We start from the raw sequence: 14,811 nt of genomic DNA on the forward strand, positions 1-14,811 counted from the left end.
CATTCCGGACTTAGAGCTATTTCCCCTTCCTGCCAACTGCAAATACCACCAATGCAGCAGTAATAATTACCACGTTCTTCATAATATACTGACCAAACAATGTAAAGGTGTAAGGCTCACCGCCAAAGGTCATTTCAGGAAAAAGGACAAATGGTGTCAATGTGCCTGCCATGTGGAGTAAAAGCAGGACAAGCGTTGTCCTCAATTTTATATTGAAGATCAACGCAATACCTATCAAACACTCCCACACGGCCAGCATTACTATTGACACCTGATCTGCCAACATACCTAAGCTTAATATTCGAATTGTATCCAAAGCCAATGTCTCTGCCGGGCTTACTTCCGGAAAAAATTTTAATGCTCCAAACCACAGGTAGATGATCCCAATAGCCATCCGTAAGAGTATCAGAGCATATTTCTCCAGCCATTTGACCAGGCTTTTCTCCGCCTTATCCGCAATATTTAGCAGGTATACCAACATTAATGATCAGCGTTAAATACGTCCATTTTTTTGTCTTTCTTGTTCAGTCTGTAGGCAATCCCCACATTAATCAGATAATCTGCAAATGCAGCATCACCGTGTCTTGGTTGCCCTGTTAAACGCTCCCGCTGCTTATCCAGGTAGCTTTGGGTACGGTTTCTTTCAACAGCAATGGGTACGCTAACATTTAAAAGGAGGTTATTAATCACATAACTTACGCCAGGCTCTATGGAAATAGCATATCCGGGACGTCTGTAGGCATTACTTCCACCAATCAGATCATTAACAGGCACGCACTCCATACGCCCTCCCAAATAGACATCAAAGCCTGGGAATAATGACGTGTAAGTAGCCCCAAGTCTGATGGCATACTGATCAGGAGAAGCATAAGGATCAGCGCCATCTCTCCTTCTTACCCCATTATGCTCACGAGGGTTGATCAGATAGTAAAAGTTACCATTTAAAATAAGCCTTTCGTTCAACTGATGGAAGCCCTGCATTTCAACGGTGATACCCAAACCACCGTCTCCCGGTTGTATAGACTGATCCACAGGTCTGGTTACCGTTTCTCCATCAGGGCCAGCATTATAGAACTTGCCTTCTGCGCCAGGTTCTCCTGTTGGTAGCTTCAGTCCCAGTGCCAGCGCCATGTTAGTGCCCGGACGCTTTTCCTCAGCAAATAACCAGTATCCCGCGGCAATTCTCATGTCACCAAGTCCTTTAGCATAAGTTTTATGCCTTTGCCCCAGGCTGTTGCCTCCATGTTCATACATAGACGAGCGCTCGTGATAAACGAATGGCACAGTCAGGCTGGCATAAAAACGGTTGGCAAAAGCATATGTAAAAGAAAGGTCCATAAAATAAGAATCGTTGATCACCTCGGTGCCTTCTTCTATACGATGTGTTTCCTCTTCCCTACCTCTGAAGTGCCTGAAAGAATGAAAATATCTGAAATTACCGGATAACATAGCGTCTCCTGGTTTTAAAATAGGACTTCCTGCCGTGCCGGCTGCACATCCTGAGAATGATCTGATAGCCACACATCCCTGACCCGAGGCATCCAAACCCAGCGTAAGAAGGAAAGCTAATAATATGTATGAGTATAGGTTCTTCATTGTCAATAATATTTTAACGGGTACAGTTATCCCTTCCGAAAGCGCATAGCAAACTCTCGGGCAGGAAATTATCATACCCACATTGGTTTATATATGGTTGTGTTTTAAGTATGTATTACTAGAGTACTGATTCTGCCGAAAGCTTAGAAGCAGGTTTAAACCCATTCGCCTACTAGTGTCTCTAAGAAAACTCTAAGTAGCTTTAAGAAAACGTTCCCGCAAAAGAGCAGGATGAAGTCCCAAAAGCGGAGCGTACTGAGGTGCGTGAGTATTTTTGGGACAAGCATAACGTAGACATTGGCGTTTTCTTGGAGACACTACTTATCACTCAAACATGACATACGTAATGGTACCATTACAATAAGTAAATACTGATAACGGGCTGACTTCAAGTAATCTACAGCAAAAAAGCAGTTAGATCAGGTCGTTTTGGGAGGCGGTGAAGGTACTTCAATGAAAAACGAGTAGACAAACAGTAACCCCTTACTGTATTTCTTTTGAGCATACAACGGCCTGTCATACACTTCTTTGGCAAACAAGCTCATTAAAAAATCTTTGCACATGGATTTCCACCACTCCACATTCCCGCTTTTAGAGACAGGAATAGTTGTGAAGGTCACAGCCCAATCCCGCAAAGAGCCATACAGGCTCTCCATTTTACGGTCTTTGGCGTATACAAGGTGCAAGGTATCCATAGCATACCGGTACTTGACAAAGCGGTAAAACTCACCGTCGATTTTAAATAAACCAAAAGTAGGCTGGTAGTCCACCTGGTCAGGCCTATAGGGTAATGAAAAGGGTGTAGATACTGTTTTAAGCGCAGACATGTCCAACTGATCCTCCAATATTTTCTCTTTCCACTGGCTGTTTATCTGATGTTCAACAATTATATAAACACCATAGTAACCCAGATGGTATGTCAGGAAAATCGATAGCAATAATATGGCTGATATGCTGCGCATAGTGTAAAAGTTACACATATTAGAAATTATTTAGCAAAAGTGAAAGTATAATCAAAAAAAACTCTTCTTATCGACTGTTAATATGGAAGTTATAGCCATAAAAGTTCTTTCTGTAGGTACTTTGTACTGAAAAATATCACCTACACCTGTAAACATTTATGCATGATTTTTTGTGATAAGAAAAGAGCATTTAGCACAGTGTGGCGCACTGCTTTTGTGTCATTTTATTGAGATGACCTGAATGCCTTGAAGTTAAGACTATATACAAGTACTTAATACCTCACTCCTTAGGGGAGCAAGAGAGGGATCAATGTTCTTTAAACTTAGTGTCTGTAAGAAAACTCTAAGTGGCTTTAAGGAAGTATGGTAAGATGCCTTCTGAGTTGGCATGGCAAACTATTTTTAATGTAAGTCTATCCTTATTATAGCTCATTGAGAGAGGATTCAGGGTAAGGTAAGACCTTAATGGAATTAAATGACCTTACACAAAAGCAAACAATATTTTCTTGACCAAAAACTCCCAATATGAAGACTATCGATGAAATAAACTGGAAAGGAAAGAAGGCTTTAATTCGAGTTGATTTTAATGTGCCCCTTGATGATCAGCACAGAATTTTGGACCACACCAGGATTGAAGGCGCCATGCCTACCCTGGAACACATACTGGATCAGCAGGGTTCTATCATTCTGATGTCTCATTTGGGCAGACCCAAAGGCAAATATGATGAAGACCTGTCGTTAAAACACGTGGTTCAGGAACTTGAAAAACGCCTGAACAGAAGTGTAAAGTTCGCTCCAGATTGTATTGGTAAGGAGGCACAAGATAAGGCCCGCCATCTGAAAAATGGTGAAGTGCTATTGCTGGAAAATCTAAGATTTCATGCAGGGGAACGAGAAGGAAGCGCAGCATTTGCCGGAGAATTGGCCTCTCTGGGAGATGCTTATGTCAATGATGCTTTTGGCGCCAGCCATAGAAGACATGCTTCCATTACTGAAGTGCCTAAGTATTTCAGAGAAAAATTTGGAGGTGAACTTTTGGAGCTGGAGATGGAAAAGATCGATTTACTCCTCGAAAAGCCCAAAGCGCCAGTCACGATCATTCTTGGTGGCGCTAAAATAACCGATAAGATCGGCACCATTGAGGCTTTATTAGATAAGGCCAATTATATTCTCATTGGTGGAGGTATGGCTTATACTTTCATCAAAGCCCAGGAAGGTCAGATCGGCAAATCACTGGTTGACGAAAACCAGTTAGAAGTGGCCCGATGGCTGCTCAACAAGTCTAAGAGAAGCAAGGCCAGGATTGTTTTACCCGTAGACTCCGTAATATCAAAAAGTGCAGAGGACCCCAAAACCAGAGTGGTGGCAAGCAGAGAAATAGAAGATGATTTTATGGGTGGCGATATTGGTCCTGAAACACGAAGGATATTTACAGAAATCATAGCAAGATCGAATACCATTTTCTGGAATGGACCATTGGGAATTTTTGAAAAGGAACATTTTCAGGAAGGAACCCAAACCATAGCACAGGCCATAGCAGATGCTACCGGCAGAGATGCCTATACCTTGGTAGGCGGAGGCGACACTACAGCTTCCATAACACGGTTTTTCCTCCAAGGGTCATTCTGGCACGTATCCACCGGTGGCGGAGCATTACTGGAATATATGGAAAAGCGGGAGCTACCGGGCATTGATGCTGTTTCTGTTCCGTCAGAGACAGTGCTCTTTAGTTAAGGAAGTTATTCTAAAAAGCTGAGTCATCTCGCCTGTCCCGAGCTTGCCCTCGGGGATCCCAAAGGAAGAGATCTATACACCATGGAAACAGTTCCTTGTGCATAGATCCCTGTTAGGTACCAATGACAAGTTTTGCAATGCATTGATAACCAACGTCCTGCTGAGTTTAAATGGCTAGTTTCAATGCCTGCGATGACAAATCACAAACTCGTCCCGTTTGAAACAACGGGGCTCAAACAGTGTGATTTACAAAGTGTACGTGTGGCATTGAAATTCTAACGCCATTTCCTCAAGGCCGTTCAGGTAACTGTCATTATCCACAAAATCAACTAAAAGTTGTTGGTTGCCTTCCCGAGGCAAGTTCGGCAAGTTCGGGACAGGCAGGATGACTACCCCTTTTTAAGCATTTTATATCGAACTCACGTTATTTAATTCTTGCTAACCACCTGTACCCATAGGCGCGCAAGGCGAGTGCATTGTTATTTTGTTGTGCCCCATACGGATCGTCCTCCAGGATGGACTTGTAATTCCTAAAGTCAAATTTCTGCTCAAACACCTTTTGTTCACCTGAGAAGTTAATAAAGATGAGTAACTCGGTCTTTTCATTTTCATATTTTAACCCCAGTACTGCCGCATCATCTATTTTTAATATTTTTGGCTTGCCATGTCCTATTATGTCAAAATCCTTTCTTACAGCTATAAATCTACGGATGGTCATTAAAAGTGACTGTTCATCTTTTAGTTGCTCCGCCACGTTTACATCCTTATAACCAAAAACCCCATGGTTGATTGGTTGAACTCGTATTCTCTCCTTATCTGCACTGGAAAAACCACCATTTTCAGAATCATCCCACTGCATGGGCGTTCTCACGGCTTCACGTTGCGGGTATATCAGGTTATCACCCATTCCAATCTCATCACCATATACGATCATTGGTGCTCCTGGCATGGCAAACAACAGATTGAAGGCCATTTTTAAACGGGCAGGGTGCCCCTGTAGCATCGTAGCTGCCCGTCTTCTGATCCCACGTCCGTATATTTGCATCTTTGGGTTGGGGGCAAATGCCTCAAATACCTCCGCTCTTTCCTCTTCAGAAAGTTGTTCCAGGTCCAGTTCATCCAGATTTCTGATAAAATTGACCCACACCACGGTTTTAGGAGTATCAGGTAAGGCCTTAAGTCCTTTAATGACAGGCTGGGCATCTTTTCGGGCCAGCGAAAGGAATAGCCAGTTATTCATTAAGAAGTTGAAAAGCATATGCATTCGGTCGCCATCCCCGATATATCTCTCTATTTGGTCCAGTTCAACATCTGCCTCAGCCAGTAAAACAGCGTCCTTCCTCCACTTTGTCATATATTCATAAAATTCATTCATCACCTCGGCCCCGGTAGGCTTTTTCCCATCGTCAAACTGATCAAACAAGTGCGTGGCCGCATCAATCCTGAACCCGGCAATACCAAACCCCATCCAGTACTGCATAATGCGCTCCACTTCATCCCTGACCTGAGGATTTTTGAAATTTAAATTGGGCTCGAAGTGATAGTATTTATGGTAGTAGTATTGATTATTCAATTCATCATATTTCCAGGTGCTACTTTCTTCTTTTTTAAAAACATTTTCTTCTTTGTCATTGGGGGGCTTATCTCGCCAGAGGTAATAATTGTAAAACTCAGAGTGCTTGTTGTAGCGAGCGGCTTTAAACCATGGGTGCTCGTCTGAAGTGTGGTTCACTACAAGATCAATGATCACCCTCATGCTTCTCTTTTCGGCCTCCTGAAGAAATTCCACAAAATCGTCAGTGCTTCCAAAGCAGGGATTGATCAAAAGATAGTCTGCGATATCGTATCCATTGTCTTTACCCGGCGAATAGAAATAAGGCAACAACCACAAACAGTTGACACCCAGGTCTGCCAGGTAATCCAGTTTTTCGGCAGCACCTCTGAAATCCCCTATTCCATCGCCGTTGCTATCTTTAAAAACATCAATGTCAATACCATACATAACAGCATTTTGATACCATTTGTCCATTTGCAGTTCTGTGTTTACAGTTTACAGTTTACAGTTTACAGTTCTCAGTTCTCAGTTCTCAGTTCTCAGTTCTCAGTTCTCAGTTCTCAGTTCTCAGTTCTCAGTTCTCAGTTCTGAGTTTTTAACGGTTAACAGGTTATAGTTTTAATAACATACTCTGGCGGGTGGTTGTTTGACCAAAAAAATTTAACTGTGTCGAAACCACCATTTTAATTGTAAAGCTTATTCCACAGTATCTGGTTGGTGTGAGATGGTCAAAAGCCTTGTAGGAGTAAAAAATTGTTATCCGTGGCACCATCACGGATGGTCTCCCGGTTATAGAGACAGTTTTTTTATAAAACCTGATCCCGGCAAAGTATTTTAATGGACCATTACCCCATTCATGGCACCTGTATTGTATTCATTTGTAATGTAAACCATTAAATCACCATCATATGTTCACCAAATCAATATGGAATGCCTATGCGGACACCACGTCTTTCCCTTCTCTGGACGGAGATATTTCAGCCGATGTTGTCATTATCGGAGGTGGAATAACGGGTATTAGCGCTGCCCATCGCCTGTCTGCAAAAATAAGAAGTGTAGTTGTTATTGAAGAGATGAAAGTAGGTGGGGGCACCAGCAGCCATAGTACAGGCAATCTGTATGTCACGATAGATCAGGGCTTATCACACCTCCGTTCAAAATATAATGATAAAACCGTGAGTAAAGTCATTAAGGCACGTGGTGAGGCTTTGAATGCTATGGGAGAAAATGTAAAGCGCTATAACATAGATTGCGATTTCAAACGCTGTACCTGGTATCTCTACTCTGCCAACCAGAGTAACGATAAGAAGATTGAAAAGGAAGTTGAGCTTGCAGGGGATATCAAACTGGGTATCGTTGGTGAGGATGTTACACTTCCGTATCCTGTGAGCAAGATCATCAGTCTTCCTGAGCAGGCGCAGATCAATCCTATGAGATATGTTCAGGGTTTGGCGAAGGCCATACATTCCGAAAACTGCAGGATCTATGAAAATACGCGGGCCACAAAAATTGAAGACAGGGATAATGATTGTGTTGTACACACCCCTAAAGGCAAAATAAACGCCAAACATGTAATTCACGCTACTCATACGCCAAAGGGCTTTATGTTTGTACAGACCCTGCTGGGTCCATATCGTGAATATGGCGTTGCCTGTAAGCTCACTGAGAGAATAAGGTATGACGGTATATACTGGGGCTACTATGACGATGGTGAGAAATATTCTACACGCGTCTACGAGCGGGATGACGAACAGTTGTTGCTGGTGGTAGGCAAGCCTCACAAGGTAGGACAGGCCGAAGACAACCAGGCACATATCAGAGCGCTGGAAAAATTTGCTAAAGAGCATTTCCCTGTTGCTGATGTTATATACCGCTGGGGCGGACAACATTATCGGCCGGCCGACCTTCTCCCTTTCATTGGCAGAAAGAGCAAGCATTCCAACATTTTCATTGCCACCGGGTTACTCGACAGATGGCCTTGTTTATGGCACACTGGCCGGAATGCTCATCAACGATATCATAACAGGGGTAGAAAGCCCATGGATCGAACTGTTTGACCCGACAAGGGTACATCCGCTGAGGTCAGCAAAGAAGTTTATCAGTGAAAATGCCAACGTTGCAAAGCAATACCTGAAAGACCTGCCGGGGTCCGCTGAAGACGAAGAGTATGCTGAAATAGCTCCGGGAGAAGGAAAGATCATAGAAAAAGACGGACAAAAGCTGGCGGTAAGTCGCAATAAGCATGGGAAGCTACAAATACGATCTGCTGTATGTCCCCATATGTCGTGTGTGGTACACTGGAATAATGCTGAAAAGACGTGGGACTGCCCATGTCACGGTAGTCGTTTCAAGGCTGATGGCACTATCCTGGAAGGTCCAGTATTACATCCGTTACATGAAATACAAATGAAAGGTGATAAATTGAAAGTTAAACATGTAGAATAATGGACATTGGCGCTGCCATATTGCTGGGCATAGCCATTCTTATCGGTGTCATTATGCTCTCCTACCTCCTGCAGGACAAGGAAATTCCAAAAGGACTCCCCATCCTACACGGTAGCACAGCAGGTATTGGCATCGTATTGCTGGTCATATATGCACTTACTTCAGAAAGTGAACACCGGCACTGGGACAGCATCATAATCTTCCTTATAGCTATCCTGGGTGGGTTATACCTTTTTGAGAAAGACATCACCCATCAGAAAGTGCCTAGGAGCATTGCTGTGATCCATGCGTTAATTGCCCTGGGTGGGTTCGGATGGTTAGTTTATCATTTGTTGAAGTAGACACATTTGATAACCACAGAGGAAGCAAAGACCAAATAGGGGTTACGGAGAAGCTCCCGTATTTCACCAAGAGATCAATCGAAACATCCTGTGACACCCTTGTTTTTGCCAGAGGCGTCCTTTAGACGGTTCAAAACCGTCAGGACGCCTACGGCAGGAATTTGAAGTTTTTGGCAACCGCAGAGGGATCAGAGGAAAAACAGAGGTCGCAGAGGTGTGTCTCTGCATTTCTCTGCAAACCGATTCTGCGGTTAAATAGTGTCTATAAGAAAACTCTAATGGCTTTAAGAAAACGTCAAGGTCACTAGCGACACTTCAATCACATGTAATGATAATCCAAAACGGTCATCTCCGCTCTGGCCCCGAACCTGAAAGGCACCGTTGAGGTGCCGAAGCCTTTGGAGACGTAGAGGTACGGCTTTTTATCATTGTACCAACCATTGACATAGTTTCCCGCCCCTTTGGGCAGCAGTATGGGAAATAGCCCAAAGAATGTCACCTGCCCCCCGTGGTTATGCCCGGCAAACAGGTAGCTTACATTTAGCTTCTCCCCTTTCTTTCTATTCCTGTTCACCTTCCTGAGCTGACGTAATAGGCTTTCCTGCTGTAAAGGACTATGTAGTAGCACTATATGATACCGTACCTGATCCACGCCTTCTATGGCTTCGCTGAAATTTTCCTGACCCTCTATAGAGTCATCCAGACCTGTGATCGTGAGTGAGGTATCCTGAACACGATAGGTTTTGGTGGCATTCACCAGCAGATCCACCTGATGCTTTTGATAGATACGGCATATATCGTTTAGTGTTGCTTCATTTTTGTGCTCGTGATTACCGGGAATGGCCACTCTTGGAATATCAGTATCCAATAACGAAAGAAAGTTATCCAACACTTCGGGTCTGCCATATTGGTCAATAGCATCACCGGAAATAAGAAGGATATCCGGCTGCAGCGCTCTGATCCTGGCTGCCAAGCGTCTGTATTTAATCTCTAGCCTGTGTCGCAGATGTAAGTCTGTGATTAAGACCATTTTAAAGACTTTACGGGCTCTCTGGTCACCGATATGATAGCGCCTGACCCTGAAAAAATACCGTTCCAGTACAAAAGCATCGACAAACGCTACACCCAGGGCCCCAGCCACCAACCAGCGAAGGTATTGTTTTGCTTCCTTTTTCATTCTGTCTAGCTGTTCAGCTCAAAGGTTGCCACTTAGTATTTGTAAGAAAATTCTAAGTGGCTTTAAGAAAACGTTAAGGTCAAGGCTTGTGAAGTACCAAAAAGCGGAGCGTACTGGGGTACGTGAGCATTTTTGGAACGAGCATAACGCAGACATTGGCGTTTTCTTAGAGACACTACTTAAAACAATGGGTAAAAGGAAAGGTTTGAGCAGACGGGTTGTCGGGTAAAAGAGATAAAGCCAGGGGGGCGAGTTTATACTGACTTTTGAGCATTCGATATGTTCCATTTAAGGGTAATCCCTGATATGAATTACGTGTTTATCCTGATTTTTCCGGGAATTAATTCAAATATATTTGCAACCTTGAAAGCATGGGGTGTAGTTGATTTTATTTTATAAGGAGCCTCAGCAGGCCATAGCGGTAATACATCTCTTCCTTAGATCCTCCAACAGGAATAGAAATACATGGTAAAACAAATTAAGCTGTTACTAACTGTACTTATTATTATCACCTTTGGCTTGAATAATTCTAAAGCTCAGGTATCTTCCTATGAAGAGTTACAGGCAGCGTACCTATATAATTTTGCCAAATATATTCAGTGGCCAAAAGAAGTGCTTTCTGAAACATTTGTGATTGCTGTCTATGGAAAAAACATACCGAAGGGGATCAGTACCGTATTGAATGGCAAAGCTGTACGTGGTCAGCATATAGAATTGAAGACCATTGATTCGGTGGAAAATTTTGTTGATTGTCAAATACTGTTTATCCCTGAAAATCGTATTCGCAACCTGCCAGAGTTATACCCGGTATTAAGAGACCGGCATATACTGCTGGTTTCGGAAAATGATCACATCGAAAAAGGTGCCATCATTAGTTTTATAATGAAAGATAACCATCTGCAGTTTAAGCTTCATGAAAAGGCTTTATCCGAAGTTGGTTTAACTGCCAGCGCAGGTTTACTACGACTGGCTATACTACTGTAGGGATTGAAAGGAAAGTTGAAAAGCATAAAATAGTATTATGTTAAAGAAAATATTGGCTGCATGGGCTGTTTGGTTCTGTCTTTCTAACACCGGCTTTGCACAGGAAGAGAACGACAGGCTGCTGGAATCTGAAGACCTTTTAACGATGCCTTTTGAGGAGCTGATGAATGTGAGGGTAATAACTCCAACCAGAAATCTGCAACAGACCAACCAGGCTCCGGCAACTGTAGTGGTAGTCACCAAAGATCAAATTAAGCTCAGAGGATATAGAACTTTAGCCGAAGTGTTGAATGACCTACCTGATTTTGCCGTTTATGATAAATCCGACCCTCAATTTTACAATCCGATAAGCTTAAGGGGTGTTTACAGACAGGATCTGTTTTTGATCATGCTCGATGGTATCAGAATATCCTCCCCTACTAATGAACCTCTGCCTATTCTCGAGAACTTTCCTATTTATCTAGCCAGACAAATAGAAGTAGTATATGGTCCGGGTTCTGCCCTATATGGTGCGGATGCTATGGCTGGTGTAATTAATATAATAACATACCAGGGCGAAGGGCATCAAAAGTCAAGCATACAGGCCGCAGGAGGCTCACATGGCTACACAAGCGCTAATTTACTGATCAATAAAGAGCTGCCCAATGACTTCTACCTTTCAGTAGCAGGTCAATATACCTATGACTACCAGCCTGATTTTTCCAAGGTATATAAAGACGAATATGTGATGACTTCGCATGAAACGGGGATATTTAATAGCCTCTACGGCCCCATGACAGCACAAGTGCCGGTAACACCTGAGTATGAGGCGCCTGTAAAGAGCTACAACATCTTTTCATCTATTGAGAAAGATGGTTTTTCAATGAAAGTACTGCACCACTACGTACAGGTCCCGTCATCCACAACCTTAAAACCGGACAATGGTGTTTATAACCGGGAAGTTTTCTATGGTCAGGGGATTACGACAGGTAGCGCGAGCTATTCCACCGCAATAGGTAAACTTAATTCGATCTCTACATTGGTGGGCAGCCTCTATAAAGTAAATCCTGAGTCTAATTATAGAAACTTATATGGCAATATGACGCCCGGGTTCAAATATAGTACCGGCTCGATGATGAAAGCTGAGCAACAAATAGACATGACCCTGTTAAAAAAGGTAAATTTAATAGCAGGCTTCACCTATGAGCTGTTTCAGTCTGTACCAAAAACGCCCGAACTACAGGAGCCGGTAGACACAAAAAACGCCCTTGCTGGCACCCTGCTAAACTCAGCCTCAACGGGGAATCCAGGTGGCATAGATGTAAAATTCTTTTCCTTGCTATACAGGAATATAGGCGCATATGTTCAAGGACAATATACTCCGGCAAATAACATTTCGATTACCACAGGCATGCGGTACGATCATAATTCCCGATTCGGGTCAACGGTTAATCCAAGGATTGGCGCTGTGTACCACCCCTTTAACAACACCACTGTAAAAGTGCTATACGGTACCGCATTCTGGGCACCTTCGCCACATGTATCTTTTGAATCATACGGTTCGTTCTACACCAGTGATGGAGGTAATACCTACCGGTCGGGATTCTGGCACCTGCCCAACCCCGATTTAAAGCCAATGACCTCACAAATGGCAGAGTTAAGCCTGGGACAAAAAATTAAAAAGGATATTGAGCTTACCCTTACACTTTACAGGTCTGAAATAAAAAATACTATCACTAATGTACACGACAAAGAGCACACAAACCTGTACAACAACAGGTTTCTGGGGTGGGATGTCGATTACATAGAAATACCATTTAATCAGGGCAGCCAACAAAACTATGGCGGCAGCCTGGCAGCCCGAGGCATCTTTTCTATTGGCATGGTCAACCTGAATGCCTGGTCATCCCTAAGTTATGTCGAAGGGAAGGTCAAGCTTACCGATTCGTCAGACGAAGTGGAACAAGCCACGCTTACACCCCTGCAATTCCGCATCGGTATAGACGGTAAGGTGAAAGGTTTCCATTTCTCCGCCAGGTTACTACGGACAGGAAAACAACGAACCACTTCTTTTTCTGACGATGCTGATGAGTATGAAAGACATACCATAAAAGGTTACTCATTGCTAAACCTATCAACCGGTTATACCTGGAAAAAGAGCGTAACGCTTTTTATAAATGTACAGAATGCACTGGATCAGTGTTACCGCAACCCCCTGGCATGGGACACCTCAAATGGAGAAACCTTTAGCAGTAGCTTTCAAAATCCTTTGAGGATCATGACGGGTTTGAGTGTGAAGTTTTAAGAGTTTTTAGAAAGATCTATCTTGTTGCTGTCCAAATGTCAAAATTTGAAGATATATTACTTGCTCACAATTGTTAGCACATAGGAAACAATATAGCATACCAAAGCTATGCTGACTCCAATAAGTGGAGCGGCAAACCAGTACTTTTTGGCCAAAAAGATATAAAATCCTACAGTGATGATATTAAAAATAAAGTAGAAATGGCCTTTCTGCAAAAGAGGGAAATATTTCATTGCCAGGAAGCAATTTATTATTGCCAGAAACATTATCCCACTACTATGACTTGCATTAAACCCAATCCAGGCTTTCCACATGGATATTTCCTTTGTCAAAACAGGACTTATTTTGTTCATTTCTTCCATCAGCTTTTCATCTCTTGGTAAAAACTTATCAGTAAAGAATGTATATACCATATGAGCCGTGCCGAGTGCTCCCATAACCAACGAACCCAACATCCAGAAGTATTTTGCCAAAATCATATTCTAAGTTATTATTTAAAATATTGTCGAATCTGCGGCTTTAATCTTATTACAGAGGAGGTCATCTCCTTTGAAACATTTATTGAATCACCTATTTCAGTTCAACAGGCTCCACTACAAAGCCCCGGGCTTTAAGTTGCTCGAGCAGTCCGCACTGTTTTTGCAGGTGGAAGTATCCTACAGCAATAAAACAGTTGCTATTCTCCAACAGATCCGGGATGATCTTCATCCAGTCCTGGTTCCGCTGCCTGATTAAAATGTCATCGTTACATACTTCCGTGAATTTATAATCGAGATTAAACTTCCTGTACTTTTCTGCATGACTACAGTGGCTCAGATCGGGTTGACCACTCGTTAAATGATTTAGCCAGATGCGAATATTCTTTTTCTCCCGGCCCCAATCCGGATTTTTATTTTCCTGCTCGATTAGACTTAATTGTAGACTATCTGTTTCCAGGCCCAACACCTCAATATTACTTTCTTTTGCCAGGTGAACCAGGTAACTATCAAAATGATCCCATTCGTCTGTAGGCATGGCAGTTTTACATACAATCTTTTGGAATTCCTGCTGTAATTTCCAGCGTATCTCCAGCGGGGTAAGCTTATACAAGTCTACTTCCCATTCCTTACTGATCTCTTTTAATTTCAACAACTCTTTCTTCGCCAAACCCCTTTCAATTCCATCGGACGCCTGCCGTGCATTAATCATTTTTCGGGTGTTCTCAACATCATCTATAGACTCAAAAACAGCCAATTCTGACTTTACGAGGCTTTCCTTTATTTCTGGTATAGAATCGACAAATGAATTTCCGAATTGATGGAATGTACCTAATACATAGGAAGTCTTCTTTGCAACTGTATCAGTAACAGTCCAAAGGATAGTATTTTGAGCAATAGAAGCAGTTGATATAAAAATGATGCTCAGTATGGCAATTATATGTTTCATAGTAATGTGGTTAGACAAGGTTCCCCATAATAAACGCCGGATTTAAAATTATTCATTGCCAATTTACAACTTTATCCATTCCATGCCCTCATGGGGGTAGTTGCTTTTTTATAGTTTTATCAAGGAACTGGATGAATAAGCCTTATTGTCAATTCCTCAATTAAAAAATCAAACTCCCTGTCCCCGGACACCGTTCCCATAGCCGTTAACTTAAGCATCCCGGTAGGGATGCAATATTGGTAGCCCGGGGTGAAGCCCCGGGACAGGATTAGATTTTTTTATGCGCCACATTCAAGCTTGGGAAGATG

Annotated in this window: 13 protein-coding genes; 6 read left to right on the forward strand and 7 right to left on the reverse strand. The window is 42.7% G+C overall.

What is annotated here, in order from left to right:
- Positions 1-16 precede the first annotated feature (16 nt).
- The 3 genes from C900_RS25875 to C900_RS29030 all read right to left on the reverse strand — a co-directional run bounded on the left by C900_RS25875 (position 17) and on the right by C900_RS29030 (position 2,558).
- Positions 17-481, reverse strand: a complete 465-nt coding sequence (locus C900_RS25875; protein WP_009583377.1) for a hypothetical protein — start codon at positions 479-481, stop codon at positions 17-19.
- Complete coding sequence (locus tag C900_RS25880) at positions 481-1,596, reverse strand: transporter (protein WP_040497588.1); 1,116 nt, start codon at positions 1,594-1,596, stop codon at positions 481-483. The genes C900_RS25875 and C900_RS25880 overlap by 1 nt, the downstream gene beginning before the upstream one ends.
- Positions 1,597-2,015: 419 nt before the next feature.
- Positions 2,016-2,558 (reverse strand): hypothetical protein, encoded by a 543-nt coding sequence (locus C900_RS29030; RefSeq protein ID WP_051053032.1) that lies wholly within the window; start codon positions 2,556-2,558, stop codon positions 2,016-2,018.
- A 525-nt stretch (positions 2,559-3,083) separates the two neighbouring features.
- On the opposite strand from C900_RS29030, the gene C900_RS25890 reads away from it, so the two are divergent.
- A complete protein-coding gene (locus C900_RS25890; RefSeq protein WP_009583380.1) occupies positions 3,084-4,292 on the forward strand; it encodes a phosphoglycerate kinase in 1,209 nt (402 codons plus the stop codon).
- A gap of 424 nt (positions 4,293-4,716) precedes the next feature.
- Here C900_RS25890 and C900_RS25895 read toward each other — a convergent pair whose 3' ends face one another.
- Positions 4,717-6,321, reverse strand: a complete 1,605-nt coding sequence (locus tag C900_RS25895; protein ID WP_009583381.1) for an alpha-amylase family protein — start codon at positions 6,319-6,321, stop codon at positions 4,717-4,719.
- A gap of 434 nt (positions 6,322-6,755) precedes the next feature.
- Between C900_RS25895 and C900_RS25900 the strand changes: the two genes are divergently transcribed.
- Genes C900_RS25900 through C900_RS25910 form a run of 3 tightly spaced genes read left to right on the forward strand, consistent with a single transcriptional unit; the run spans position 6,756 to position 8,633 of the window.
- Positions 6,756-7,904: an NAD(P)/FAD-dependent oxidoreductase gene (locus C900_RS25900; protein WP_009583383.1), complete on the forward strand. Its 1,149-nt coding sequence runs from the start codon at positions 6,756-6,758 to the stop codon at positions 7,902-7,904.
- Positions 7,849-8,292, forward strand: coding sequence for a Rieske (2Fe-2S) protein (locus C900_RS25905; RefSeq protein WP_040497589.1), 444 nt, complete (start codon positions 7,849-7,851; stop codon positions 8,290-8,292). Before C900_RS25900 ends, C900_RS25905 begins: the two co-directional genes overlap by 56 nt.
- Entirely contained in the window at positions 8,292-8,633 is a 342-nt protein-coding gene (locus tag C900_RS25910) for a hypothetical protein (RefSeq protein ID WP_009583385.1), read from the forward strand. The genes C900_RS25905 and C900_RS25910 overlap by 1 nt, the downstream gene beginning before the upstream one ends.
- Before the next feature lie 319 nt (positions 8,634-8,952).
- Here the strand turns inward: C900_RS25910 and C900_RS25915 are convergent, their stop codons facing one another.
- A complete protein-coding gene (locus tag C900_RS25915) occupies positions 8,953-9,810 on the reverse strand; it encodes a metallophosphoesterase (protein ID WP_009583386.1) in 858 nt (285 codons plus the stop codon).
- A gap of 465 nt (positions 9,811-10,275) precedes the next feature.
- Between C900_RS25915 and C900_RS25920 the strand changes: the two genes are divergently transcribed.
- Together C900_RS25920 and C900_RS25925 are read left to right on the forward strand one after the other, a co-directional pair.
- Positions 10,276-10,794: a YfiR family protein gene (locus tag C900_RS25920; RefSeq protein WP_009583388.1), complete on the forward strand. Its 519-nt coding sequence runs from the start codon at positions 10,276-10,278 to the stop codon at positions 10,792-10,794.
- Between the two features lie 37 nt (positions 10,795-10,831).
- Positions 10,832-13,078: a TonB-dependent receptor plug domain-containing protein gene (locus C900_RS25925; RefSeq protein ID WP_009583389.1), complete on the forward strand. Its 2,247-nt coding sequence runs from the start codon at positions 10,832-10,834 to the stop codon at positions 13,076-13,078.
- Positions 13,079-13,134: 56 nt separating this feature from the next.
- On the opposite strand, the gene C900_RS25930 is transcribed toward C900_RS25925, so the two are convergent.
- Both C900_RS25930 and C900_RS25935 read right to left on the reverse strand, forming a co-directional pair.
- Positions 13,135-13,557, reverse strand: coding sequence for an LIC_13387 family protein (locus C900_RS25930; protein WP_009583390.1), 423 nt, complete (start codon positions 13,555-13,557; stop codon positions 13,135-13,137).
- Between the two features lie 91 nt (positions 13,558-13,648).
- On the reverse strand, positions 13,649-14,503 hold the full coding sequence (locus C900_RS25935; protein WP_009583391.1) for a TraB/GumN family protein: 855 nt from the start codon (positions 14,501-14,503) through the stop codon (positions 13,649-13,651).
- Positions 14,504-14,811 lie beyond the last annotated feature (308 nt).

Origin of the sequence: Fulvivirga imtechensis AK7, from assembly GCF_000331535.1 — a bacterium.
Classification (GTDB): Bacteria; Bacteroidota; Bacteroidia; order Cytophagales; family Cyclobacteriaceae; genus Fulvivirga; species Fulvivirga imtechensis.